This window comes from Eubacterium sp. AM46-8, assembly GCF_003466705.1.
Lineage (GTDB): Bacteria > Bacillota > Clostridia > Lachnospirales > Lachnospiraceae > Lachnospira.
The window spans coordinates 59,242-85,341 of the sequence record NZ_QSEU01000007.1 but is presented as its reverse complement, the minus strand read 5'-3'; the positions used below and the strand labels follow the sequence as shown (position 1 = coordinate 85,341).

Below are 26,100 nucleotides of genomic sequence, written 5' to 3'. Positions count from 1 at the left end.
GGTTATGGAAAAATCATTAAACGAAGACACATACGAAAAATTAAAATACGATATCATGAATTTCAAGCTTGTACCTGGGGATTCAATAAGTGCACAGAAGATAGCTGTAAGGTATAATGTATCAAGAACACCGGCAAGAGAGGCAATTGTAAATCTTGAAAAGGAGGGACTTCTTAAAATAATACCTCAGTCAGGCACGTATGTTGCAAGTATTAATTGCAGACGTTTCGAACAGGAATGGTTTGTCAGAAAAAGTCTTGAAGTGGGGATGGTAGACCCGGTTTTTGAGCATGTCAGCAATGATATGCTTGATAAGATGGAAGAATTAAACAGCCGTCTCATTAATTATGATAAATGTAACGAAAAAGTTCCAAGGATTGAAATCGATAATGCTTTTCATGAACTTATATATGAAAGCTCAGGAGAACAGCTTGCTGCTAATATAATTAAAATGCAGATGAGTCATTATAACAGAATACGTTTCTTAGCAGAACTTAATAGTTCTATTAGTGTTAAAACTAATGAGGAACATGAGATGCTTATAGATGCAATAAGGAAAAAAGATAAAAGAATGTATCTTCGTGTTATTAAAGGACATATTAACAGAATTTTTAATGAGATTGATAAGTTAAGAATAATTTATCCTGATTATTTTGAAAACAATTAAAAACAACCATCTGGATACCGGAAATCAATAAGTATCCAGATGGTTGTTTTTATTTATTGAATCATTTCTCTATATTGAGAAGGAGTCATGTTTTTGATTTTTTTGAAAAGCTTGGTGAAATAATTAACATCTGTAATTCCACATTGTACAGCAATGTCCTGTATAGGAAGCTTGGTTGTATTGAGCAGGTAGATAGCGTGTTCAATACGTTTATTATTAACAAAATTAGTGAGCGTTGAGCCGGTTTCACGTTTAAACAGAGAAGATACATAACTGCTGTTTAAAGCAAATTCAGCAGAAATAGTATTAAGGCTGAGATCATCAGTAAGGTTAAACGAGATATAATTAATAATATTTTGGACAGGTTTGCTATATTTTCTTAAAGAATAAGATTGAACAAGCAGACAATATTTACGCGTGATTTCATTTTCCAGGGTTTCAAGCTGGGCAATTGTGGTACAGGATTCTATCCTGATAGCAAATTTGCGTGATATCTCATCTAGATGAATAGGATGAACATATGCTGATTGGGCAGCTTTCCTGCAAAGGGTATTAAGAATTATCATGAAATTCTTTCTATCGCGGATTGAATCTGACAGGCGGGGCTTAATTCCAGATGAATTAAGATGAGCAAGCTTGTCAATTGATTCAAAATCACCATGAGCAACATATTCCATCAGAAGAGATTCATCATTATAGCGTTGTTCTAGAACCTCAATGGATTGCTTTGTCGGTTCGGGGGTATAATCATTGTACATGTATTCAGAAGCATTTTTATTTAGAAAATGTTTTTTCTCAATTGTATAACTGTTCCACAATTTATTACATAAACAGTTTATTATTGCTTCTATACATCGTTCATCTGCAAATACCGGGAGTGCGGCATAATAAAGCTGCATAAAATCAGTAAATCTTGGTGGTATTGAATTGTATGAACATAAATCAACAATTCTTTGATTGGTAAACTTTTCAAATGAAAAAGGTCCGGCAAAGAAAGCCTTTTTTGAGTCGGGCAATTTAATATATATATAATCACAGGCAAAACTGTCATGCATCAGAAGAATTGTATTATTTTTGTCAGAACAGTTAATAAAGTTCTGAAATGTTTCTTTATGATTAATTAAAAATGCATCATTCAGGATAGTTTTTCTTAATTCACCATCATATCTGTCATCCCAGAGAAATGGTGTGTCAATTATATAAGATGGGATTTTTATCTTAGATAATAGTTCCATGGTGTAGTCCAGATATACTTTATAGTCCATATAAACCTCCAATCTCTATCAGTTTTTATTACTATATTATAATAACAGAAGAAAACAAAAATTCAAAGCATAAAAATAAACTGACATGTCACACTGACTAATACTAACATGTTACTAAACAGATACTGACATGTTAGTATCGGTTTGGTTTTTTATAGTACAATTTTTGCCATAAAAAATGTATGGGTAAAAATAATACTAGATATACTAAAATCTGTAATAACGGGTATGTTATTTATAGGTTAATATAAAGACATAGAAAAGAGAGCACACAATAGTGCACATAATATTTAAGGACGGTCTTTAAAGAAAAAATATCTATAATATTTAATAAAGTGATGGAGGTTTTATTATGACAGATAACAATGGAAAGGTGAGGCCATTTGGTATAAAAGACAAGCTTGGTTATATGTTTGGTGACTTCGGTAACGATTTTACTTTTTTGTTATCAGCTATGTTTTTGTTGAAGTTTTATACTGATGTTATGGGGGTTTCAGCAGCACTGGTCGGTCTTATGATGATGGCGGCAAGATTTGTTGATGCTATAACTGATGTAACAATGGGACAGATAGTTGACAGGAGCAGGCCGGGAAAGAAAGGCAAATTTGCACCATGGCTCAGACGAATGTGTGGTCCTGTTGCGTTAGCATCATTTCTGATGTATGCGACATGGTTTAAAGATATGCCGATGGGATTTAAGATTTTCTGGATGTTTTTCACTTACCTTCTTTGGGGAAGTATATGCTACACAGGAATTAATATTCCTTATGGTTCAATGGCATCAGCGATTTCAGACAATCCGACAGACAGAACTTCTCTTTCTAACTGGAGAACAATAGGAGCTACACTTGCTCAGACTGCGATAGGAGTTGTATTACCACTTGTAGTGTATTATACAGATGAAGCAGGAAATTCAGTATTATCCGGTCAGAAAATGATGCTTGGTGCTTTGGCATGTTCAATAGGAGCAGTAATCTGCTATTTGCTTTGCTACAAAATGACAACGGAAAGAGTTAAGGTTGGACAGAACACACAGAAATTTTCGTTTGGCGAGCTTATAAAGGAACTTGCACATAACAGATCATTAATAGGTATTATTGTTTGTGCACTGGTATTTTTACTTGCACAGTTATCATTAAGTAACATGAACGCATATATTTATCCTAATTATTTTGGCAACATAAAAGCAATGTCGATTGCAAGTCTTTCAGGAACAATAGTAATACTTTTACTTTCAACATTTATTACAAAGCTTGCATCAAAAATTGGAAAGAAAGAATTGTCAGTTATAGGATGTATTATCAGTGCAGCTTCATTTATAACATTATTTATAATTCACACACATAATGTATGGATCTGGATAGCTTTAATAATTATAGCAACAATCGGTACTTCAATGTTTAACATGGTTATATGGGCTATGATTACGGATGTTATCGATGAATCAGAAGTCCAGAATGGTGTACGTCAGGATGGAACAATTTACTCAGTATATTCATTTGCAAGAAAGTTAGGACAGGCATGTTCATCAGGTTTAGCGGGTGTACTTCTTTCGATTGTTGGTTATACAACAGCTACAGCATTTGATCCTAAGGTTATTGACGGAATCTACAATGTGACATGTCTTATGCCGGCAGCCGGAATGACATTATTATTGCTTGCATTAATATTCTTATATCCTTTGAATAAAAAGAGAGTAGAAGCAAATGCAGCTAAGTTAAAAGAAATTAGAGCAGCTAAGGAACAGCAGTAAAAATATTATAAATATAAATCAGGAGGAATTAATTATGTTATATCCAGTTTTAACACAGTCAAGATTATTAAGCGATTTAAGTGGGGTTTGGAATTTTAAGTTAGATAACGGAAAAGGTTTTGAAGAAAAGTGGTATGAGAAACCTTTGAAAGATGCGGATACTATGCCTGTGCCAGCTTCTTATAATGATCTCAAGGAGGGAACAGATTTCAGGGATCATTATGGATGGGTATTTTATCAGAGAAATATATCGGTTCCAGAATATGTAAAGAGCCAGAGAATTGTACTACGTTGTGCAGCAGTTACACATTATGCCATGATATATCTCAATGGCAAACTGATATGTGAGCATAAAGGAGGATTTCTTCCATTTGAAGTAGAATTAAATGATCATTTACAGGATGGAGATAATCTCCTTACCATTGCGGTTAATAATGTTATTGATTACACAACTCTGCCAGTTGGTGGTAAGGCTAACATGATGAGTGGAATGATGGGGGGCATGGGTGCAGGTGCATCTGACAAACCACAGAACAATCCTAACTTTGACTTCTTTAATTATTGTGGAATTACAAGACCTGTAAAAATCTATACAACACCTGAGACATATATTAATGATATTACAGTTACAGCTGACATTGATTTCACAAAAGAAGAACCATCGGCAGTACTTAATTATAATGTTGAAATTAAAGGAAAAGATTACAACAACATAACATGTAAAGTTGAATTATTTGATGAAGAAGGCACAAAGCTTTCAGAAACAGAAGGGTCAGAAGGCACATTTGAGATAAGTAATGTAAGATTATGGCAGCCATTAAATGCTTATCTTTATAAGATAAAGGTTACAGCAGGACAGGATGTGTATACACTTCCATATGGTGTAAGAAGTGTAAGAGTAGATGGTACAAAGTTTTTAATTAATGAAAAGCCATTTTACTTTAAAGGTTACGGAAAGCACGAAGATACATTTCCTAATGGTCGTGGAATAAATCTGCCTATGAATACAAAGGATATATCAATTATGAAGTGGCAGCATGCTAATAGCTTCAGAACAAGTCATTATCCTTATAGTGAGGAGATGATGAGACTTTGTGATGAAGAAGGTATTGTTGTTATTGATGAAACAACAGCAGTAGGAGTTAATCTTCAGTTCGGTGGAGGAGCTAATTTTGGTGGAGAGAGAATAGGAACATTTGATAAGGAGCATGGAGTGCAGACACAGGAACATCATAAGGACGTTATCCGTGATTTGATATCAAGAGATAAGAACCATGCATGTGTTGTTATGTGGAGCATAGCTAACGAACCTGATTCAGCAGCAGAAGGTGCATATGACTACTTTAAGCCTTTATATGATCTTGCAAGAGAATTAGATCCTCAGAAACGACCATGTACATTAGTAAGTGTTCAGGGAACAACTGCTGATACAGACTGCTCATCTCAATTAAGTGATGTAATCTGCCTTAACAGATATTATGGATGGTATTTTGGTGGCCCTGATCTTGAGGTGTCAGAGACCGGACTTCGTAAAGAACTCTCAGACTGGGGCAAACTTGGAAAGCCTGTTATGTTCACAGAATATGGAGCTGATACAGTGAGCGGACTCCATGATACAACATCTGTTATGTATACAGAAGAATATCAGGTAGAATATTATGAGATGAATAATAAAGTATTTGATGAATTCGACTTTGTTGTAGGTGAACAGGCATGGAACTTCGCAGACTTTGCAACAAGCCAGAGCCTGTTAAGAGTACAAGGTAATAAGAAGGGACTGTTCACAAGAGACAGAAAACCAAAGATGGTTGCTCATTACTTCCGTAACAGATGGAGTGCAATTCCTGAATTTGGTTATAAGACAAAATAAATTATTATAATAAAAATGTTATACTAAAGCTGCCACTTTAAAGCAAATGAGTGGCAGCTTTTATAATGTGGGTATTTATGAAAATTTCGTAAACAGATAAAAATCTATATACTATATAAATAATTAATGATATTATAGTTAAATAAATTAATGGTCAGATATGTGAGAAAGATATCAGGCAATTAAACAGAGCTAAGAGGTTTAATATGAAGAATAATAATATGACGAGAAATCTGGGAGAGGGAAATATAACAAAGCTTCTTGCTTCGCTTGCAATTCCCGCAGTTGTAGCACAGGTTGTTAATCTGTTGTATAACATAGTTGACCGTGTATATATAGGACATATTCCGGGTATTGGGGCTAATGCTCTTACAGGGGTCGGACTTTTCACTCCCATACTTATGCTTATTAATGCATTCGCAATGCTTGCCGGTTCAGGAGGAGCACCAAGGGCAGCAATATTTATGGGAAAGAAGGACAATGATACAGCTGAGAGAATTATAGGAAATTGTTTTACATTTATAATGATATGTGCGGTTGTATTGACGGCTGTGTTTTATGTATCAGCACCACAGCTTTTAAGATGGTTTGGCGCAAGTGATGCAACGCTTCCGTATGCTCTGTCATATGCAAGAATATATATTCTCGGAAGCGTATTTGTCCTGATTGTTATGGCAATGAACATGTTTATCACAACACAGGGGTTTGCTAAGATCAGCATGCTGACTACAGTAATTGGTGCAGTGATTAATATTGTTCTGGATCCTATATTTATATTTGTATTTAATATGGGAGTAAGAGGAGCGGCACTGGCAACAGTGCTTAGTCAGGCTGTCGGAGCTGTGTGGATTCTGCATTTCCTGACTGGTAACAAGACAATCCTTCGTCTTAAGAAAGCTAATCTAAGACTTGATGCGAAGATAATCGGACCGTGTCTTGCACTCGGAATATCAACATTTGTAATGTTATCTACAGAGAGTATTTTGTCAATCAGCTTTACATCAAGTCTTTCCAGATACGGCGGAGACCTTGCGGTAGGAGCAATGACAATTATAACAAGCACTAATCAGCTTATTGTTATGCCGTTACAGGGAATATGTCAGGGTGGACAGCCGGTTATCAGTTACAACTATGGAGCAAAGAATAATGACAGGGTTAAGAAAGCATTTTTTACGCAGTTTAAAGCATGTGTAATATTTACATGTATAAGCTGGGCAATTATGATGCTTACACCACAGCTGTTTGCCGGCATATTTACAAGTGACAAAATACTTGTGAATTATACAGCATGGGCATTGAGAATATATATGGCAGGAATATTTGCCATGGGATTTCAGGTAAGCTGCCAGCAGAGTTTTATGGCGTTGGGGCAGGCAAAAGTCAGTCTTATACTGGCATGTTTAAGGAAGCTTATATTGTTGATACCGCTTATATTCATATTACCATTGATTTTTCCAAATAAAGTATTTGCTGTATTTCTTGCAGAGCCGGTAAGTGATATTATTGCGGCTATTGTAACAACGATGGTATTTATGTTTAAGTTTAATAATATATTATCTGAAAATGAATAATATAAAAATTTTTAATGAGTAGCAGGAAAGGGGTAATGGGAATGAACAATATGGATAATTACATGGAGCAGATGGCGGTTCTTTGTGAAAACAATGATAGTATTAACAAGAACCTGTATTCGGAGTATGGCGTAAAGCGTGGATTACGAGATGAAAATGGTCAGGGAGTATTGACAGGGCTTACTAATATATCTGACATAAAAGCTTTTGAATACCGTGATGGTCAAAAGTGTCCATGTGATGGAGAACTGTCATACAGAGGATACAATATAAGGGATTTTGTTGCAGGAAGCAAGGGGAAAAAATATGTTTTTGAAGAAGGAGCGTATCTGCTTTTGTTTGGAGAACTTCCTGACAATGACCAGTTAAAGGAATTCCGTGACGAGTTATCAGAGTGTATGAAGCTGCCAACTAATTTTACAAGAGATGTTATAATGAAGGCTCCTACAGCGGATATAATGGGCTCAATGACCAGAAGTATTCTGACTCTTGGTTCATATGATAAGAAAAAAGATAACTTGGAGATACCTAATGTTTTAGACAGAGTATGCAGCTTATTGCAACATTTCCGATGATTGCAGCATATGCATATCATGCGTATAATCATTATGAGAAAGATCAGAGCATGTATATTCACAGACCAGAAAAGGAATTATCTATAGCTGAGAATTTCCTTAGAATGCTTAGACCAGATACATGTTTTACGGATTTGGAAGCAAGGGTTCTTGATATCGCATTACTGTTGCATATGGAACATGGTGGTGGTAATAACTCTACATTTACTACAAGAGTTGTAACATCCTCTGGTTCTGATACATATTCTGTTATTGCTGCAGCTATGTCATCATTAAAAGGAAAGAAACATGGTGGCGCTAATCTTATGGTTATGAATATGATGGATGATATTAAGGAGCATGTTAAAGATTATGCAGATGAAGAAGAAATAGCTGCATATCTGGATAAATTGCTTAACAAGCAGGCATTTGACAAAAAAGGTCTTATATATGGTATGGGACATGCAGTATATTCTATCTCAGATCCAAGAGAGAAAGTGTTTAAGGGGTTCGTGGAGCAGCTTGCAACAGATAAGGGACGCAATGAAGATATGCTTTTATATAATAATATTGAAAAAATTGCACCAAGGCTTATAGCTGAACAGCGAAAAATATATAAGGGAGTAAGTCCTAATATAGATTTCTATAGTGGATTTGTATATGATATGCTTGATATACCAAGAGAGTTATATACACCTTTATTTGCTATAGCCCGAATAGTTGGCTGGAGTGCTCACAGACTGGAAGAATTAATAACTACAGATAAGATAATACGTCCTGCATATAAGAGTCTTGTAACTAAAAAAGAATATATTGACAGAGAAAAAAGATAATTTTAACACCATATTCTGATTATAATGCAGGATATGGTGTATTTTTGTATATTTTGTTATAATAAAAAAATGGGGGAGGGAAAACATAAGATGAACAGAAAGAAATTATGTATAATAATAGTTATAGCTATAATTGCAACAGGATTAGCTGTTACATTTGCAGTATTATCAAAATCAGGGAAACATAAAGAAAGTGTTAATGCAGAAAGTACGGTGAATAATGAGAAACAGACAGATTCTGTGACAGAGGCAGCTAAGGAAGATGAAAGAAAACAGGTACAGACATCTGTAACAATGCAGTTTAAGCAGTCTAATTCGTGGGAGGGCAATGGCAGATTTTATGCACAGTACGACCTTGTTATTGATAATAAAGAGGCGGTAAAGATATCGGATTGGACATTTAAGTTTAATACAATAAGTAATACAACTTTAGAGCAATGTTGGAACTGTACAGTTGATACATCTGATTCAGAGTGGAGTGTCGTGCCGGTTGATTATAATAAGATAATTGAGAGTCAGGCACAGATGAATAATGTGGGATTAATTATAAGTTCTGCGTCTAAGGAGGGACTTACGAAATATACCCTTGATTTCAAGCTTGAATCAGGTGAGGAGATTGTGCTTGCTAATGATGGAAATACAGCACAGCCTGGTGGAAGTGATTCTGGAAATGATTCAGGAAATAACTCTGATACGGGAAGCAATGCAGGCATAGTAACAACGGTTCCAACAGGAAGACTTCAGGTATCCGGCACGAAATTAACTGATGAATCAGGTAATGTTATTCAGCTGAGAGGTGTAAGCACACATGGAATATCATGGTATCCAGACTATGTTAATTATGATGCATTTGCAACCTTAAGGGATGACTGGGGTGCAAATGTAGTGAGAATTGCTATGTACCCTGAAGAATATAATGGATATCTTTCAGGTGGAGATAAAGCGGAATTAAAGCAGATTATTGATAACGGTGTTAATTATGCAACACAGATTGGAATGTATGTAATCATAGACTGGCATGTGCTTAATTATGCACCATCAAGACATACTCAGGAGGCATGTGATTTCTTTGCAGAAATGTCATCTAAGTATTCAGGTCACGACAATGTAATATATGAAATATGTAATGAACCTGTAGGTGCAGACTGGAATTCAGATATTAAGCCATATGCTGAGACTGTAATAGGCACAATAAGAAAATATGATGACCATGCACTTATACTTGTAGGAACTAATACATGGTCACAGGATGTTGACAGCGTTGTCGGCAATACGCTTGATGATGGAAATGTTATGTATGTAGCACATTTTTATGCAGGAACACATAAAGAAAATATAAGAAATAAGATAAGCACAGCACTTAATGCCGGAGTTCCAGTGTTTATCAGCGAATGTAGTATATGTGACGCATCAGGCAATGGTGGAATAGATTATGCATCTGCCAACGAGTGGCTTGACTTCATGAACAGCAATCAGCTGAGTTTTATTGCATGGAGTCTTAGCAATAAGGCAGAGACATCAGCACTTATATCATCTGGCTGCAGTGCCAAGAGCGGCTGGAGTGATGGTGATTTGTCTGAGACGGGAAGATGGTTTAAGAGTGCGATATCGGGAAGGTGATAGTTATGAAAAACCGTATTTTAACATACAGAAAATACATAGATTCATTGTTACAATCAGGTGAAGATTGCGACTGGAAATACATTAAACAGGAGCATCTTACACAGGTGGCATTCTTTCAGCATGAAAGGCTTGTACACTTGATTGTAACCATAACATTTGCAATATTGGAGCTGCTGACAGTGTGTGCATATGTGATAGTAGGGGCAATTGACTCTGCATTAAGCATGCCTCTGCTCGTCCTTGCTATTGCAATTCTTATTCTGCTTGTTCCATATATCAAGCATTATTACCTGCTTGAAAATGAGGTGCAGAAAATGTATAAGCAGTATGACATGATATGCGAAAAGGGACGGAAATTATGATAGCTGTTGTTGAAGATGAGAAGGAATTATGCGAAAGCCTTAAGCTTTTGCTGACTGATAAGGGGTATGAGGTAGTTACTGCCGGAAGCTGCGGTGAGGCAGATAAATTTATTGGCAATCCGCAGATAGATATGTTTCTGTTAGATGTCAAGCTGCCTGATGGAAGCGGATTTGACATATGCAGGAAGATAAGAAAATCAAGCGAAGAAGTGCCGGTTATATTCTTAACTTCATGCGATAATGAGGAAGAGATAGTTACAGGGCTTGATATAGGTGCAGATGATTATATAACAAAGCCGTTTTATACAAAGGAACTGCTTTCAAGAGTAAGTGCCAACTTAAGAAGAAGCAAGTTTAATGCAGGCAATATCTATAAGAAAGGTGATATTGTCGTTGATTTTGACAGATATAAGATAAGCCGTCAGGGTGATGAACTAAATATATCGACTAATGAATTCGATATTGTAAAAATGCTTATAGAGAATAAAGGCAGAGTCGTAAGGCGTGATGCTATATATGAGAAAATATGGGATATTCACGGTAATTTCGTTGAATATAACACACTTACCGTTGCGATGAGCAGAATAAAAGCAAAGCTTGGAACATATGGTGAGAAGCATCAGCAATACATTGAGACTATAAGAAATGTGGGCTACAGGTGGATTGACTAATAACTTTCAGGGGGATTTATGGATAATATGGTTAAGAAGAAACTGTCTGCATTCAGGAAAAGACAGACTGTTTTCGTTGTTATATATGGATTGATTAATGCGGCTGTTATAGCCGGAATTATAGTATATTACAGGCTTAAAGAGCAGGCATTGGCAGGTGCATTGTATTTACATGATAATGCATATGGTGAAACATTTGTACGAAAAATGTTTTCATCAGGGATAACGGATAACAATATCAGAGCGGGTAGAACAGCCATGGAAAGTGCCGGATACGGCAGCCATGGCTTTTCGTATGTGAGCAGAATTAATGGAGAAATGTATGCTTTAATAGCAATAACAGCAGTCCTTTTAATTGCACTCGGTTCAGAATTATATAACTGCTACAGACTTGGACATAAGGGTTTTGTAAAGAAAGTGTGTGGCGTATATGCAGACAACGAGAGGCTTTCTAAGCAGTTAGAGAACGAACACATTTATAATAAAGAGCAGCACAGGAAGATGCAGGATTTCATTGAGAATATAGCACATCAGATTAAGACACCGCTGGCTATCATAACTATGAAGCTGGAAATGCTTGAGGAAAAATGTGATGACAGTTCGCAGCGTAAAGAGATAGCTGATTGTACTGGTAATGCATTTAGAATCAAAACTTTTATAAAGAAGCTGCTTGATATAAGCCGCTTTGAGGCAGGAAAGGTTGTCATGACAAGTGATGAGGTTGATGTTGCGGCAATACTTCAGGAAAGCATTAACAGCAGTGTAGTCGACAGAAATAGAATTGTTATGGATTATGGCAATGAAAAATTATGTATGTACGCAGATGAAGGCTGGATTGTTGAGTGTTTCATTAATCTTCTCGACAACTGTGCGGAATATTTAGCAGATGACAATACTAAGGTATATGTTGATGTAACAAGAAAGAATGATGACTGCGTAGTTACGATTGCTGATAATGGCAAAGGATTAAGTACGGAGCAGTTTAACAGTATATTTAACAGATTTGAAACTAATGGTAGTGCGGCGGATTTTAAGGCGGGTATAGGACTTAATCTGTCAAAGCTTATTGTGCAGGCACATCATGGAAGCATAAAGGCTGGTAACAGTGAAAAATATGGTGGAGCTGAATTCGTTGTGACACTCCCGATGTACAGATTAAAAACAAAATATCAGTCCATGTAAGCTGGATGTAAGTTTTACAAGATATAATTATCCCAGATAGAAATCAGGGATGAGAGGGGGATGCATATGGACATAATATTAAGCGCAAAAGGTATATCTAAAACTTACACAGCAGGACAGGTAAAGATTAATGCGCTGAACCAGTGTGATATTGAAGTAAGAAAGGGCGAATTTACTGCAATTGTCGGAAAGAGTGGTTCAGGCAAGTCAACACTGTTAAGAATTCTTGGAACTATAGACAAGCCAGATGAGGGAAAGGTGTACATAGAAGGAAAAGAGATTGATAATCTTAAGAATTCAGAACTGGCAAAATTCAGACGCACGCATATTGGGTTCATATATCAGGATTATAAGCTGATTCCTGAATATACAGCATATGAAAATATAATACTTCCGTTAATTCTTGACAGTGAGGAAGCTGGTGAGGAGAAAGTCACTGAATTAATGGAATCACTTGGCATAGATTACTGTAAGGATAAATTTCCTGCACAGATGTCAGGTGGTGAACAGCAGAGAGTTGCAATCGCAAGGGCACTGATTACACATCCGTCAGTTATATTCGCTGATGAGCCGACCGGAAATCTTGACGCGGCGAGTGCAGAAACAGTTGCCCAAATGCTTACTCTGGCAGCGTCTAAGTATCAGCAGACTATTGTTATGGTTACACATGACAGGCAGATGGCAGAATATGCAAACCGCATACTCACAATCACAGATGGAAATGTGACAGGGGGTGTGGGGGTATGAACAGCAAAATTATAGCATTGACATTTAAGGGACTTCGCAGGAGATTTAAAAACATTTTAAGGTCCATGGTATTAGTAGTGCTCGCATTTACATTTGTTACAGGGGTACTGTTATTGCAGGAAAATATGTCAAACTGGCAGAAGGCTGATAATAAAAAGCATTTTGGAGACTGGTTTGTAATGTACAGGTCTAAACAGCCAGAGGAAAACGAAAGCATTAAAAACCATCCTTATACCGGAAATGTGTACACTGCAAAAACTGTAACAAGCGTAAAGGATAGAACCAATTCATCAGATATTATGATTGGTACAATGTCAGATGGCTTTATCAGCATGGGCAGTATAGCACTTGAGAAAGGTAAGATGCCGGATAATGACAATGAGGCAGCAATAGACAGGAACTCTCTTATCAGGCTTGGGCAGGGCACAGACATTGGAGATATTATAACACTCAATGATAAAGAATATACACTGTGCGGAATAATGAACAGCTATACAAATGTATGGAATGATGGTAAAAAGCTTCCGGGAATTATTGTTACGGAAAATGAGGCAGACAATATTGCGACAGACGAAACATACATATATGCATATTCATTACAAAGTTTCATAGATGAACAGGATTATAGCAGTATAGCTGAGAATTTAAGAAAAGAATCAGGCCTTAAGTTTAATTTTACATATAATAGTAATGTGTATGATTATAAGCCGTGGGGATATGCAAAAGTTAATAATTATATTTATGTATTTATTATGCTTGTTGGAATAACGATAATATCATATCAGATTACAATGTATAATAAGACAAGAAAAAATGTCCGATTTATTCAAAAATGCCTTGGGGCTGATAAAGGGCAGATAATTTTTATGATATTAACAGAGAATATATTTATACTTTTAATTTCGGCAGTCATAGGTTTTGGTATAGCATCTGGAACAGGGTATGTCATACAGGCTTTAATAAAATATTTTAAAAATGTGTCATTTTTCTCAATAGGACAATATACCCTGATAAGGATTATTCTGACACTTGTAATTGCAGTAGCAGTCAGTTTTCTGTCGGAAATTATTACGGACAGATTAAGCAGCCTGAACCGAAAAAAACGGACATACAATTTTAAAAATGTTATGACAGAAAAAACATTTGTTAAAACTACTGCGAAAAGATTTAAGTGGTCTGATGGCTGTTTCCAGAATGCAGTAATAAGAGTGTTTTCTCTGGCAATGGCTGTTATTACTGTTGTATGTGCCGTTAATTGTATCATTGCATACAGAGAGTACTTAAGGATAACGGATAAACCTGATATTGTGGGTTATGCGGTAAAAGAGACTCCCCGTTCATATACAGTTTATTATGATTACACAGCCAGTCTTGTGAAAAAAGGTGATGTGTATACTGCAGAGCAGACTGAGAGAAAAATACCTGATACATGGGAGTATTCTCCATTTCAGAATCATTCCATATCAGAATATTATTTTAATGATGTTAAATTTGGTGACAGCTGCATGTACAGGAATATAAGTGATGATGTTTTGAATTATCTTAAAAATATAGATGGCATAGATGATATAACCATGGGATATTACGAAACAGCAAGAACATTTACATGGACAGGTATCAATACTGATAATGTTGGAAATGGTGTATCATTGGCAAGATCATTAAAGTCAGGTGGTGCAGATAAAAAATATATTTTTGCTGCCGGATATGTGGAACCGGAGGATATATATAATTCTCTTAATGATTATGCTGGGGGAAATCTGGATTATGATGGATTCAAAGAAGGTTCAGAAGTTGTTGTATTTCTGGATGTAAATAATTCTGGGGTATATGATGACAGCATGAAGGATGGTGTTACTCTTAAACTTCATAATTATGAAATGGTTTTAGAAAGAAATGACAGTTACGAATCAGGCGATGAATATATCAATGCCTATAATAAATTGCTTGAGGAGACAATTGATGGATATGAAGGACAGACAGATACACAATCAATAAAAGATTATATATGTAAAAATATAACTGACCAGCAGATAACAGAAATTTTAGATGTATATGCCGAGACACATGATAATGCCTATATTATGAATATATATAATCAGTATAAAGCTGGGAATATAAGTAAAGAACAATTGCTCGATGCTTCAGGTTCAGATAAGTATTACAGTGGTGTCTGGAGATCAATTATTTCACAGGAGTGGTGGTATAGTCAGTATGGATTTTACACATATCTTGTACCAGCAGCCAGTACTAAGGTGGTTAAAGTAGTAAAGGTAACTGATGAAATAAAAGAAAAATTCAAATACATAATACCTGAATTTGGCCAGTATACAGTAATTGGTTCAACACAGCTTTTGCATAATGCATTGGACAGCCAGAATGAACTTATTAAAAAATACCTGTTTCTTGATGAACTGCCTGATTATATGAAATTAAAGATGAATCCTAACCGGATTAATATAAAATATAATCTTGGTTCGTCTGTAATGGCAACAGATAATGTTGCTTCTTCATATCTTGGTTCAGCCGGATTTGCGTATACATCATATTCAGATGAAAAGAACCAGATGAGACAGAAGACAATAGAAGCATTGATGACATATGGAATTACAGGAATTGCTGCAATTGTAATATATCTTATGGTAAGTACAATCATTCTGAAGGGAAGGCTGGAAAGGTATACAGAAAGGATTAAACTTCTTATCAATACAGGAGCGGAAAGAGATAAAATTGTAATGATATGCATGTATGAATGTATCTGGCAATCGATGTGGTTTATAGTACTGATGCCGTTAGAGATTCTGATATGTCTGGTAATGGTAAGAAGATTTGTTAAACAATTATAACAATTGAGGCGCGGATTTTTCCGCGCCTTATGTTTTTAATTCGGATACTGTGAAGTAATTCCAAAGTACTCTTCAAGAGATAACCAGTCACCATTGTTATATAACTTAGTTGCAAGGTCAACACCTACATAACGAAGATGCCATGATTCATACTGATATCCGGTAGCAGAATCTTTGCCTTTAGGGAAGCGGATACAGAAACCGTATTTGTAGCAGTTATCATTAACCCACTTGCCTTCGTTAGTGTACTGGAAGCTGTCCTCAATAGTGTTAAGGTCAAAGCATAAACCAGTCTGATGTTCAGAGTTGCCAGGTCGTGATGAATATGTGTCAGCTACAGCAGCACCATCACTTTTAACATATCTGTTATATACATTAACCTGATAATTATATGAACGGTATCCACTGGCAATATATATATTAAGACCTTTAGCAGTTGCATCCTTTAACATAGTGTTCCATGCACTCATAAGAGTCTTGTCAAGACATGTTGAGCTTCTGTCTGCATTAACAGGCTGGTCAGGATTAGTGGGAATGAAATCCTGAGGAAGAGCATATGTCTTATTGGCAATAAGTACTCCGTCAATATAAGTTGCTCCATTGATTTCCTGAATCTGGAAGCCTTTAGAAGTAGTACCTTTGGAAACTGTATTACCAGATGGAACTACAGGTGGTGCAAATTCAGAACTGTCAGATGAAGCAGAGACTGATGTTGCATCTGACATAATTGAAGATGAAGTATCAGTTGATGAAACTTCTTCACTGGTGCTTTCATTTTCTTTTGTCTGTGTTGATTCTTCAACCTTAGCAGTTGTAGATTTTCCATTCTTATCTGCGTTCTTAGACTTAGAACAGCCTTTCATAGAAACTGATATTATTACAATAATAATGATAAGTAAAGCAGCCGCTGCACAGGCGAGAATAATACGGTTTCTTCTTACCTGACGCTGTCTGCGAGTCAATCGTCTTTTAGTCATGATGAATTAATTCCTTTCAATTAAATTATTCAAAAGTAATTATTGCATTGTTTACTGGATATTTCAAGGATAAATGTGTTAATATGTTTACTATATTGATATGTGAAAAGCGAGGACTAATATGTATACAAAAGAACAGTTAAAGAAGCAGGTAGAGAATATGGGCTTAACAGGCGAGGAAACAATTCTTATTCATTCATCAATGAAATCTATCGGAGAAGTTGAAGGCGGGGCAGATACAGTGCTTGATGCATGGATTGAATATTTCGGACATGGACTTTTACTACTTCCAACACATACATGGAAGAATATAAATGCGGACTCACCAGTATATAATCCTAAAGAAACACCATCATGTGTCGGACTGCTTACTAATATGTTTCTTAAAAGAGATGGAGTAATAAGGTCACTACATCCTACACACAGTATGGCAGGAATTGGTGAGAAAGCGGCAGAATATCTTGCAGGCGAGGAGAACAACAATACACCGTGTACACCAGGCGGATGTTATGACAGGTTAAGAAGCTGTGGAGGAAAAGTTTTGCTTGTTGGAGTAGGACATGAGCGTAATACATTTATTCATAGTGTTGAAGAGGTACTTAATGTACCACACAGATTATCAGATAAGCCGATGAAATTACAGATTGTAATGCCTGATGGCAGCATTAAGGATTCATATATGAGAAAGCATTACAACGCAGACCAGCCTCACATATCAGAGGATTTCGTTAAGCTTAATCAGGTATTTCTTGACTGTAAGGCTGTACGTGAAGTGACATTTGGTGACGCAAAGAGCCTGCTGTGTGATGCACAGGCGGTGTTTGAAGTTGTAAGGCATGTCATTGCACCAGACCCTGAATGTATTGTGACGAGCAGTTCAATTCCAAAGGAGCGCTGGGAAGCACTTGTTAAGTAAATATACATAAAAACAGGGGCGGCAGACCAATCGGTCTGTCGCCCCAATTCCGTTATATAAAATATTATTTTATACCAAAGATAAGGTAAAGTAGATTGTAGTTGTAGAACATTACTGCTGCAACGAGTGAAACAGTAGACATAATCTTGATAAGGATATCAAGAGATGGTCCTACAGTATCCTTTAATGGATCACCTACAGTATCACCAACAACGGCTGCGTCATGTGCTGGAGAGCCTTTACCCTGTCCTTCAATAGCACCTGACTCAATGTACTTCTTACCGTTATCCCATGCACCACCAGCGTTACCTGTAAAGATAGCAAGCATGATAGCTGAAAGAGTAGCACCGATAAGAAGTCCTCCTACGAAGTAAGGTCCAAAAAGGAATCCGGCAATTACAGGGAAGATGATTGAGATGATAGCAGGCATACGCATTTCTTTTAATGCACCCTGAGATGATATCTCAATACATGTCTTATAGTCTGGTTTAGCCTTTCCTTCAAGGATACCAGGAATGTCTCTGAACTGTCTTCTTACTTCTTCGACCATTTTACGGGCAGCATTGGCAACGGCTTCAATAAGCATACCTGAGAACAGATATGGAAGAGCACCACCAACTAAAGCACCGGCAAGAATAAGTGGGTTAGTGAAGTTAAGGTCGAGGTTGCTTCCCTCTGGCTGGAATGCATAAAGGAAACTAACCATAAGTGAAAGTGCTGCAAGTGAAGCTGAACCGATAGCAAAGCCTTTACCGATGGCAGCTGTTGTATTACCAACGGAATCAAGCTTATCAGTAATTTCTCTTACTTCAGGTTCGAGCTCTGACATCTCTGCAATACCACCGGCATTATCAGAGATTGGTCCATAAGTATCAACAGAAACAGTTGCTGATACGAATGAAAGCATACCTACGGCCGCCATAGCAATACCGAACATGCCTGAAACTGCGTATGAAACATAAGTTGTAATACCTAAAACAATAAGTGGGTACATACAAGACTTCATACCAACTGAAAGACCCTGTGTAATAGTTAAAGCTGCACCTTCCTTAGAAGCCTGTGCAATTGTCTGTGTTGGCTTGTAATCATAACTTGTATAGTATTCTGCGATACCACCGATGATAACACCACTCACTACGCCAAGTGAAGCAGCAATCCAAGGTGATATGAAACCAATGTTAAATCCTGCAACCTTAAGAATATCTGCATTCTCGCCATTGAATAACAGATATGTAGCAACGAATCCGCCGATAATTGTAATTCCGGCAGCACTCCATGTTGAGATATTAAGATCTCTGTGAGGATTATCAGAACCCTTCTTTAAGAGAACATAAGCGATACCAAGAATAGATGCGATAAGTCCGATTGCAGCGAATACAAGTGGGAAATACATCATCTTAGAGAGCATTTCGTCTGAAACTTCAAGGTTATTAGCTACATTTGAAAGGTAAAGACTTACCGCAAGAATAATTGCTGAAGATATAGCTCCAACAAATGATTCAAGAAGGTCAGAACCAAGTCCGGCAACATCACCTACATTATCACCAACGTTATCTGCGATAGTGGCAGGATTTCTTGGATCATCTTCAGGAATGTGTGCTTCTGTCTTACCAACAAGGTCAGCTCCCATATCAGCTGCCTTAGTATATATACCGCCACCAACACGGTTAAACATAGCAACAATAGAGCAGCCAAGTGCGTAGCATGAAAGACACTGTGTGAATACATGAGCACCACGGAGCGCCTCAATGTCAAGCATGTTAAGACCAAATCCAAATATGATGTATACAAGGAAAAGTCCTAAAAGTGCGAAACCGCCAACGCAGAGACCCATAACTGAGCCACCTTTTAAAGCTACCTTAAGTGTTGAACCAATGTTCTTAGTGTTGCGGGCTGTATTAGAAACTCTTACATTAGCGTAAGTAGCAATCTTCATACCTACCCAGCCTGCTGATGCACTCATGATAACACCAATCATGAAACATACAGATGGCTCCCAGCTGAATTCTCCGTACTGGACAGTGAATATAGCTGCAAATGCGACTGCAATAATAACAACTACTACTGCAATGATTTTGTACTCGTATGTAATAAATGCGTTAGCACCAACTCTTATGGCTGCTGCGATTTCTTTCATACGGTCAGTTCCTTCATCAAGATTCTTAACACCGATGAAGTTGAATGCTGCATAACCGAGCGCAAGCAGGGCTGCAACGATGACTAGAATTAATAAAGCTTCCATGTTTTTCTCCTCGTTAAAAAATTATGTCCGTTACGCGTGCCTGTAGAGATAATAAATATGGCGTCATTTATTATCATACTTCAAAACACCAACTTGTTAAAGTTTACTAAAAAACATTATGAAAGTCAAATGGAATTATGCATATTCACCATATAATTATATTAAATTATTTGATGAAAGCGATATGGACACAATTGCTTAATTATTAAGAATAAGATATAATTAATGCCTAAATAAGGCACTATATATAAAATTAATTGAAAGGATAGTTTACCCTATGAAAATGAAATTAAGAAAATTTATGCAGCAGGCTGCTTCATATATTGAGATTGTATTATCTGCATTTTTACTGATAGCTATAATATTTCTTGCAGGAAAATTTATTGTGGAAAGTGTACTGGAAATAGGATGTGGTAATGCCACGCTTGAGTATTTTCTTGAGAATGTTATGACATTTGCAATTGGAGTTGAGTTTGTAAAGATGCTCTGCACTCATACTCCGAGTACGGTTATTGAAGTTCTGCTTTTTGCCATCTCAAGACAGATGATTGTAGGACATGTATCGGGATTTGAGGTACTGACCGGGGTGGCTGCAATTGCAGGCCTTTTTGCAACACATAAGTATTTGTATTGCAAGAGTCTGGGGGATTCAGATGAAAAAGAAACAGTGAAAGATAATACATCAGAGGGGAAAGAATGTAAGTAAGAAAGGAGGATATCTAGGTTATGATATCATTTTCTAAGCATTTCAGGCAGATTAAACCTTATGATGATTATAATGTTACCGATGTGCCGTGGCACGAAGCTATGGCAGCAGGTAATGGAAGGCTTGGGGGGCTTGAATCGTGTGCGCCTGTAGAGGACAGCATTATATATCAGAATGTTGAATTTGTTATGCCATCGGAAGAACCGAGACATGTGCCATATGAGGTTACATCACAGTTAGAGGAAGCAAGACAGTCGGTTATTAATTTTGATGACACATGGAATATCCATGACAGAAAAAGAACTAATATGTACTGTTATCATCCGGGGCATATGGTAAGAATTGTTCTTGATGGACAGCTAGATATTGAAAAACAGCCAGATATTAAAGGGCAGCCAGATATCTCTGATTACAGAAGATGGACTGACTATAAGACAGGTACGATAAATACTACATTTAAAGCTGATAAAACCTCTGTTTCCAGAAGTACATTTGTATCCAGAAAACAGAATGTAATTATAACTAAGATAATATCTGATAAGGCAATTGATATGTCTGTATCAATAGACGATTTTGAGTCTATGCCTAAATTCGGAGTCCAGAAGAACAATGTTCCTGCACCGGAACGCAATATGTTGTACTCAAGATTTGTGAGTGGTGACATAATAGGCACGGTTGTGCATTATCCTGAATATGAGGGAAGTGAGCTTGCAAAGGGAGGATTTGCAGGGGTTACAAGAATACTGACTGATGGTGATATGAGTGTTTCATCAAAGCCCAAGGACAGCCGTGCATACACATGTATTGATGAGACTGCGCCAGTTATTAACATTTTACATGCGCAAAGCATTACGCTTGTGACTTATATTGACTGGACAGATGATATGGGAGAATATTGCGAGTTCAGGGACAGAGTGAAGAATAAAGATACATTTGCATTATTAGACAAATGTATTAACAGAGTCAAATGTGCAGATATTACAGAAGAACCCGTAAGCTTAGGACATGATAACATAGAACTTAAGCTGGGTGGCGGTTATTCTGGAGAGTTTGCTAATGAAGAACTGCTTGATTTACAGAAAAATGAACATGATATTATACCTCAGCTGCTGGAGAGATTATATTATAACGGTCTGTACGGAATGCAGGCATGTGCAGGAGTTACAGCGCCTAGACTCAGTGGATTGTGGGTTGGCGAGTGGAATCTGTTGTGGAGAAGTGCGTACACAATGGATGCAAATGTTAATATTCAGGTTTCAGGAATGAACAGTTCGGGACTGTATGAAGCAGGGGTTGGTTATATGTGGTTTATTCTGCGCCAGATACCTGACTGGGTTAATAATGCGGCAATGGTGTATGGGATGAAGGACGCTGTGCTGATTCCGGTTAACACTGACGGACACAGGGCTATGATGGTTGAGTACGATATCAATTATCCATTCCAGTACTGGAATGCCGGAGCAGCCTGGATGCTTATTCCTGTATATGAATTCTTACAGACTTATAGTGATGCCGCGATAACAACTGATGATGCCTCACTGATTAAGATGTATGGCAAAGATACATTTGATGTAAGAAAAGATGTATATGAGCCGCTTCTTAAGAAGACTTATAATTTCTGGAAACAGATTGGAAATCCAGAGTATTACACAGATACAGACGGTAATGCAAGATATGAGAAGGGCAAATGCAGTCTTAATGATGGTGAGCAGTATCTTATTATCCCGTCATTTTCACCAGAGAATAAGCCTTTGGGGTATCATAGTGCGATTACTGCCAATGCTGCGATGGATATATCTGCAGCTAAGGATGTAATTAATATGTATATTGAGATGATTAATAATACGAAGGCTGATGGATGTGAACAGGCTGTGTCAGAGGCAGAAGAACTTCTAAGAATGTTACCTGATTTTATGTATGATGAGTCAGGGGCAGTTAAGGAATGGTCTATGAAGGAATATGGCGAGAATAATGCACACAGGCATATAAGCCATCTTTATCCGGCATGGCCGGCATTACAGACCCAGCATGACAGTAAGTTAGCAGGTGCGTGCCGTCAGGCAATTATTAACAGAAATCGTGAGAATAAGGGAAAAGACGATACCGCTTCACATGGCTGGATACATAAGGCATTAGTTGAGGCGCGTCTAAAAAATGCAGATGCTGTATATGATACACTTAATCTGCTTGTACACAGTGACATATTTTACACAACTTTATTTACAGACCACAATACTGACAGGAGCAAAGGTGTATATTGTACAGATACTGCATTTGGACTGGTTGGAATTATTAATGAAATGCTTGTATATTCGGACGAACACACAATTGAACTGCTTCCGGCATGGTCAGACAAGCTTGGAAGCGGCATGGTTAAGGGACTTCGTACAAGATGCGGAATAACTATTGATGAACTTAAGTGGGACGTTGATAAAAAGAAAGTGTATGTGAGTCTTGACTGGGATAAGACTGAAGGTATTAATGTTGTATGCAGAAATTATGAAATTGAAAAAATCGGACATGAAAGGTAGAATTGATGATAACTACAACTTTATGTTATATAGAGAAGGACGGGAAGTATCTTATGCTTCATAGAGTGAAAAAGCATAATGATATTAATGAAGGTAAATGGATTGGAGTAGGCGGTCATGCTGAGAATCAGGAGACTCCTGAGGAATGTCTTGTGCGTGAGGTAAAGGAAGAAACAGGTCTTACGCTTACTTCATACAGATTCCGCGGACTTGTAACATTTATAAGTAATGAATGTGAGCCAGAGCTTATGTGTGTATTTACGGCAGATGGCTTTACAGGTGAGCTTATTGAATGTGATGAAGGAGAACTGGCTTGGGTTGATAAAGAAGAAGTTCCCAAGCTTCCGACATGGGAGGGCGACAGGGTATTTCTGAACCTTCTTCTTTCGGGGGAGGAGAGATTTTTCTCGATAAAGCTTAAGTATGAAGGCAGCAGACTTGTGGAAAAACAGGTCAATCTGTATTAAAATACAGGTTTGAATATATTTACAGATGGAGTAATTTAGCAGCAATGCTTGACAAGTTCAAGAATATGGGGTGGAAGAAATTCTATCTCATATATGCAATGTGTACTCTTGGAACTATGGCAACACGTTTTCTTCCGTTTATGATATTTAATGAAAAGAGGACAACTCCAAAGTACATAACTTATCTTGGAAGGGTGCTTCCGGGAGCTATATTCTCAATGCTTATTGTGTACTGCCTTAAAAATGTTAATGTGACAAGCTACAGCTATGGTCTGCCGGAACTGATTGCAATTATTGTGACAGTTCTACTTCACAAATGGAAAAAGCAGATGCTTGTTTCTATCGCAGGCGGAACGATATGTTATATGCTGCTTGTGCAGCTGGTGTTCAGGTGATTAGAATGAATTGATGATTAAATTTGAAAACTGTTTTCAAATTATATTGACAAATTACAATTTTTTGATAAAATGAAAATTGTTTTCAAATTGAAAGAGGGGACAATATGGCGAAAGCACAATATAAAACAAAGCAGATGGCTGAATTGATAAGCTATTTGAAAAAAGAAGAGGGCAGACATGTTACAGTAAGTGAGATAAGTGATTATTTTACAGAGAAAGGCATATCTGTAGGAACAACAACTATATACCGCAATCTTGAGAAGATGGTTGAAGAAGGTATTGTTGCAAAATATACTGTTGATGGAACAAGCAGTGCATGCTTTGAGTATCTTGGTGATGAAGAACATGTACATGCTGGTACATGTTATCATTGTAAATGTGAAAAGTGCGGGAAGCTTATACATTTGCAATGTGAAGAGGTTGAAAACTTGAGAAAGCATATGATGGAACATCATGGCTTTGAAATGAATCCGGTAAGAATTGTTTTTTATGGATTATGTAGTGACTGCCGGAAATAATAAGGTCAGGAAGGAGAGAATGTTATGAAAAAGCAAAGAATAGCTGCCATAATAGCCTGTTTCATATTAATGGCGGTAACATTTCTCTCTCTTTTCTATATTGAAAAAGAATTAAACCATGACTGTACAGGTGAAGACTGTGCTGTGTGTATATGCATACACCAGGCGGAGGCTGTATTAAAAAATATTGGTAATGGTGTTTCTTTATCTATTCATGCAATAAACATAATGTTATTCACAGTTTGTCTCGGAATATCAGTATGTTTTATTCTTGTATTTAAGATTTCTCTTATAAGTAAAAAAGTTCGGCTTAATGATTGAATAATCCTATTATGATTGAAGGGTATAGGTGTACCCTTTTATTTTTGCACCCTTTTTACATATTTTTAGGAGGATTTATTCATGAAAAGAAAATACTTATCTATATTATTAATTGCTGTTATGGCAGTCTTTGGTCTGACAGCGTGTGGCCAGAATTTATCAAAAAATCCATCAGGAAATGGAAAAATTAAAGTTGTTGTTACTATATTCCCAGAATACGACTGGGTGAAACAGATTGCGGGAGAAAGGGCATCTGATATGGATATTACAATGCTTCTGGATAATGGGGTAGACCTTCACAGCTATCAGCCGACAGCAGCCGATATTATGAAAATATCTGCCTGTGATCTTTTTATATATGTTGGCGGGGAGTCTGATACATGGGTAGATGACGCGCTTAAGGAAGCTGTAAACAAGAATATGAAGGTTATTAATCTGCTTGATGTACTTGGAGATAGCGTAAAAGAGGAAGAGGTTGTGGAAGGAATGCAGGCAGAGGAAGAAGAGAAATCTGGTGAAGAAGAGGAAGAACCAGAATATGATGAGCATGTATGGCTTTCTTTAAAGAATGCCAAAGTGCTGTGCAAAGCAATAGCTGATAATTTATCAGAAATAGATTTAGAACATAAAGCTGTGTATGATGCAAATGTGTCTTCGTATATTGGGAAATTAGATGAGCTTGATGCCCAGTATAAGAGTGCAGTAGAGAGTTTTTCAAAAAAGACAATTCTTTTTGGCGACAGATTTCCTTTCAGATATCTTGTTGATGATTATGGATTAAATTATTATGCAGCATTTGTCGGTTGTTCTGCAGAGAGTGAAGCAAGCTTTGAGACAATATCTTTTCTTAGCAAAAAGACTGATGAGCTTGGACTTAAAAGCATACTGACAATAGAAAAATCTGATAAGAAAATTGCAAAAACTATCATAAGTAATACCAGGAATAAGAATCAGAAAACACTTGAAATGGATTCGCTGCAGTCAACAACATCAAAGGATGCAGCTAATGGAACAACTTATTTATCAGTAATGCAGAATAACCTTAATGTGCTTAAGGAAGCATTACAGTAACAGGAGAAT

At 36.9% G+C, this 26,100-nt stretch carries 21 protein-coding genes and 1 pseudogene; 19 read left to right on the top strand and 3 right to left on the bottom strand.

Features of this window, described 5'->3' with window-relative positions:
* Positions 1-4 precede the first annotated feature (4 nt).
* Positions 5-667 carry a GntR family transcriptional regulator gene (locus DW963_RS06420; RefSeq protein ID WP_117914418.1) on the top strand — a complete coding sequence of 221 codons (663 nt, stop codon included), beginning with the start codon at positions 5-7 and terminating at the stop codon, positions 665-667.
* 53 nt (positions 668-720) lie between these two features.
* Here the strand turns inward: DW963_RS06420 and DW963_RS06415 are convergent, their stop codons facing one another.
* Positions 721-1,932: a helix-turn-helix domain-containing protein gene (locus tag DW963_RS06415; RefSeq protein ID WP_117914416.1), complete on the bottom strand. Its 1,212-nt coding sequence runs from the start codon at positions 1,930-1,932 to the stop codon at positions 721-723.
* Between the two features lie 352 nt (positions 1,933-2,284).
* On the opposite strand from DW963_RS06415, the gene DW963_RS06410 reads away from it, so the two are divergent.
* The 10 genes and pseudogenes from DW963_RS06410 (at position 2,285) to DW963_RS06365 (ending at position 15,944) form a co-directional block, all read left to right on the top strand.
* On the top strand, positions 2,285-3,685 hold the full coding sequence (locus DW963_RS06410; RefSeq protein ID WP_117914414.1) for an MFS transporter: 1,401 nt from the start codon (positions 2,285-2,287) through the stop codon (positions 3,683-3,685).
* Between the two features lie 34 nt (positions 3,686-3,719).
* Positions 3,720-5,555 (top strand): beta-glucuronidase, encoded by a 1,836-nt coding sequence (gene uidA / locus DW963_RS06405; RefSeq protein ID WP_055214516.1) that lies wholly within the window; start codon positions 3,720-3,722, stop codon positions 5,553-5,555.
* 206 nt (positions 5,556-5,761) lie between these two features.
* The gene (locus DW963_RS06400; RefSeq protein WP_117914412.1) at positions 5,762-7,126 is read left to right on the top strand and encodes an MATE family efflux transporter; all 1,365 of its coding nucleotides are present in this window, start codon (positions 5,762-5,764) and stop codon (positions 7,124-7,126) included.
* Positions 7,127-7,167: 41 nt separating this feature from the next.
* Positions 7,168-8,513: pseudogene (locus DW963_RS06395) on the top strand (citrate/2-methylcitrate synthase).
* 90 nt (positions 8,514-8,603) lie between these two features.
* Positions 8,604-10,133: a cellulase family glycosylhydrolase gene (locus DW963_RS06390; RefSeq protein WP_117914410.1), complete on the top strand. Its 1,530-nt coding sequence runs from the start codon at positions 8,604-8,606 to the stop codon at positions 10,131-10,133.
* Between the two features lie 5 nt (positions 10,134-10,138).
* Positions 10,139-10,498 (top strand): hypothetical protein, encoded by a 360-nt coding sequence (locus tag DW963_RS06385; RefSeq protein WP_117914408.1) that lies wholly within the window; start codon positions 10,139-10,141, stop codon positions 10,496-10,498.
* Positions 10,495-11,169, top strand: coding sequence for a response regulator transcription factor (locus DW963_RS06380; RefSeq protein WP_117914406.1), 675 nt, complete (start codon positions 10,495-10,497; stop codon positions 11,167-11,169). Before DW963_RS06385 ends, DW963_RS06380 begins: the two co-directional genes overlap by 4 nt.
* 18 nt (positions 11,170-11,187) lie before the next feature.
* Positions 11,188-12,351 carry a sensor histidine kinase gene (locus DW963_RS06375; RefSeq protein WP_117914404.1) on the top strand — a complete coding sequence of 388 codons (1,164 nt, stop codon included), beginning with the start codon at positions 11,188-11,190 and terminating at the stop codon, positions 12,349-12,351.
* 66 nt (positions 12,352-12,417) lie between these two features.
* Positions 12,418-13,098, top strand: a complete 681-nt coding sequence (locus DW963_RS06370; protein WP_330634605.1) for an ABC transporter ATP-binding protein — start codon at positions 12,418-12,420, stop codon at positions 13,096-13,098.
* The gene (locus DW963_RS06365) at positions 13,095-15,944 is read left to right on the top strand and encodes an ABC transporter permease (protein WP_117914400.1); all 2,850 of its coding nucleotides are present in this window, start codon (positions 13,095-13,097) and stop codon (positions 15,942-15,944) included. The genes DW963_RS06370 and DW963_RS06365 overlap by 4 nt, the downstream gene beginning before the upstream one ends.
* Before the next feature lie 35 nt (positions 15,945-15,979).
* Here the strand turns inward: DW963_RS06365 and DW963_RS06360 are convergent, their stop codons facing one another.
* Positions 15,980-16,921 (bottom strand): M15 family metallopeptidase, encoded by a 942-nt coding sequence (locus DW963_RS06360; RefSeq protein ID WP_117914398.1) that lies wholly within the window; start codon positions 16,919-16,921, stop codon positions 15,980-15,982.
* A gap of 121 nt (positions 16,922-17,042) precedes the next feature.
* Between DW963_RS06360 and DW963_RS06355 the strand changes: the two genes are divergently transcribed.
* Entirely contained in the window at positions 17,043-17,837 is a 795-nt protein-coding gene (locus tag DW963_RS06355; RefSeq protein WP_117914396.1) for an AAC(3) family N-acetyltransferase, read from the top strand.
* A 64-nt stretch (positions 17,838-17,901) separates the two neighbouring features.
* Here DW963_RS06355 and DW963_RS06350 read toward each other — a convergent pair whose 3' ends face one another.
* A complete protein-coding gene (locus DW963_RS06350; RefSeq protein WP_117914394.1) occupies positions 17,902-20,079 on the bottom strand; it encodes a sodium-translocating pyrophosphatase in 2,178 nt (725 codons plus the stop codon).
* A 277-nt stretch (positions 20,080-20,356) separates the two neighbouring features.
* Here DW963_RS06350 and DW963_RS06345 point away from each other — a divergent pair, with 277 nt between their 5' ends.
* The 7 genes from DW963_RS06345 (at position 20,357) to DW963_RS06315 (ending at position 26,091) form a co-directional block, all read left to right on the top strand.
* Positions 20,357-20,785: a hypothetical protein gene (locus DW963_RS06345; protein ID WP_117914392.1), complete on the top strand. Its 429-nt coding sequence runs from the start codon at positions 20,357-20,359 to the stop codon at positions 20,783-20,785.
* 20 nt (positions 20,786-20,805) lie between these two features.
* Positions 20,806-23,316, top strand: coding sequence for a glycosyl hydrolase family 95 catalytic domain-containing protein (locus DW963_RS06340; RefSeq protein ID WP_117914390.1), 2,511 nt, complete (start codon positions 20,806-20,808; stop codon positions 23,314-23,316).
* Positions 23,317-23,321: 5 nt separating this feature from the next.
* Positions 23,322-23,783 (top strand): NUDIX hydrolase, encoded by a 462-nt coding sequence (locus tag DW963_RS06335; RefSeq protein ID WP_117914388.1) that lies wholly within the window; start codon positions 23,322-23,324, stop codon positions 23,781-23,783.
* Positions 23,784-23,827: 44 nt separating this feature from the next.
* Complete coding sequence (locus DW963_RS06330; RefSeq protein WP_286169103.1) at positions 23,828-24,178, top strand: branched-chain amino acid transporter permease; 351 nt, start codon at positions 23,828-23,830, stop codon at positions 24,176-24,178.
* Between the two features lie 107 nt (positions 24,179-24,285).
* The gene (locus DW963_RS06325) at positions 24,286-24,699 is read left to right on the top strand and encodes a Fur family transcriptional regulator (protein ID WP_117914386.1); all 414 of its coding nucleotides are present in this window, start codon (positions 24,286-24,288) and stop codon (positions 24,697-24,699) included.
* A 24-nt stretch (positions 24,700-24,723) separates the two neighbouring features.
* A complete protein-coding gene (locus tag DW963_RS06320; protein WP_117914384.1) occupies positions 24,724-25,020 on the top strand; it encodes a hypothetical protein in 297 nt (98 codons plus the stop codon).
* 81 nt (positions 25,021-25,101) lie between these two features.
* Positions 25,102-26,091, top strand: coding sequence for a metal ABC transporter substrate-binding protein (locus DW963_RS06315; RefSeq protein WP_117914382.1), 990 nt, complete (start codon positions 25,102-25,104; stop codon positions 26,089-26,091).
* Positions 26,092-26,100 lie beyond the last annotated feature (9 nt).

Bases quoted from the DNA above. Each gene is read 5' to 3' on its own strand.
- DW963_RS06375 (WP_117914404.1), top strand. From the start codon at position 11,188: ATGGATAATATGGTTAAGAAGAAACTGTCTGCATTCAGGAAAAGACAG.
- DW963_RS06380 (WP_117914406.1), top strand. From the start codon at position 10,495: ATGATAGCTGTTGTTGAAGATGAGAAGGAATTATGCGAAAGCCTTAAG.
- DW963_RS06335 (WP_117914388.1), top strand. From the start codon at position 23,322: ATGATAACTACAACTTTATGTTATATAGAGAAGGACGGGAAGTATCTT.
- DW963_RS06415 (WP_117914416.1), bottom strand. From the start codon at position 1,932: ATGGACTATAAAGTATATCTGGACTACACCATGGAACTATTATCTAAG.
- DW963_RS06325 (WP_117914386.1), top strand. From the start codon at position 24,286: ATGGCGAAAGCACAATATAAAACAAAGCAGATGGCTGAATTGATAAGC.
- DW963_RS06350 (WP_117914394.1), bottom strand. From the start codon at position 20,079: ATGGAAGCTTTATTAATTCTAGTCATCGTTGCAGCCCTGCTTGCGCTC.
- DW963_RS06340 (WP_117914390.1), top strand. From the start codon at position 20,806: ATGATATCATTTTCTAAGCATTTCAGGCAGATTAAACCTTATGATGAT.
- DW963_RS06390 (WP_117914410.1), top strand. From the start codon at position 8,604: ATGAACAGAAAGAAATTATGTATAATAATAGTTATAGCTATAATTGCA.
- DW963_RS06385 (WP_117914408.1), top strand. From the start codon at position 10,139: ATGAAAAACCGTATTTTAACATACAGAAAATACATAGATTCATTGTTA.
- DW963_RS06355 (WP_117914396.1), top strand. From the start codon at position 17,043: ATGTATACAAAAGAACAGTTAAAGAAGCAGGTAGAGAATATGGGCTTA.
- DW963_RS06420 (WP_117914418.1), top strand. From the start codon at position 5: ATGGAAAAATCATTAAACGAAGACACATACGAAAAATTAAAATACGAT.
- DW963_RS06330 (WP_286169103.1), top strand. From the start codon at position 23,828: ATGCTTGACAAGTTCAAGAATATGGGGTGGAAGAAATTCTATCTCATA.
- DW963_RS06370 (WP_330634605.1), top strand. From the start codon at position 12,418: ATGGACATAATATTAAGCGCAAAAGGTATATCTAAAACTTACACAGCA.
- DW963_RS06400 (WP_117914412.1), top strand. From the start codon at position 5,762: ATGAAGAATAATAATATGACGAGAAATCTGGGAGAGGGAAATATAACA.
- DW963_RS06360 (WP_117914398.1), bottom strand. From the start codon at position 16,921: ATGACTAAAAGACGATTGACTCGCAGACAGCGTCAGGTAAGAAGAAAC.
- DW963_RS06410 (WP_117914414.1), top strand. From the start codon at position 2,285: ATGACAGATAACAATGGAAAGGTGAGGCCATTTGGTATAAAAGACAAG.
- uidA (WP_055214516.1), top strand. From the start codon at position 3,720: ATGTTATATCCAGTTTTAACACAGTCAAGATTATTAAGCGATTTAAGT.
- DW963_RS06315 (WP_117914382.1), top strand. From the start codon at position 25,102: ATGAAAAGAAAATACTTATCTATATTATTAATTGCTGTTATGGCAGTC.
- DW963_RS06365 (WP_117914400.1), top strand. From the start codon at position 13,095: ATGAACAGCAAAATTATAGCATTGACATTTAAGGGACTTCGCAGGAGA.
- DW963_RS06345 (WP_117914392.1), top strand. From the start codon at position 20,357: ATGAAAATGAAATTAAGAAAATTTATGCAGCAGGCTGCTTCATATATT.
- DW963_RS06320 (WP_117914384.1), top strand. From the start codon at position 24,724: ATGAAAAAGCAAAGAATAGCTGCCATAATAGCCTGTTTCATATTAATG.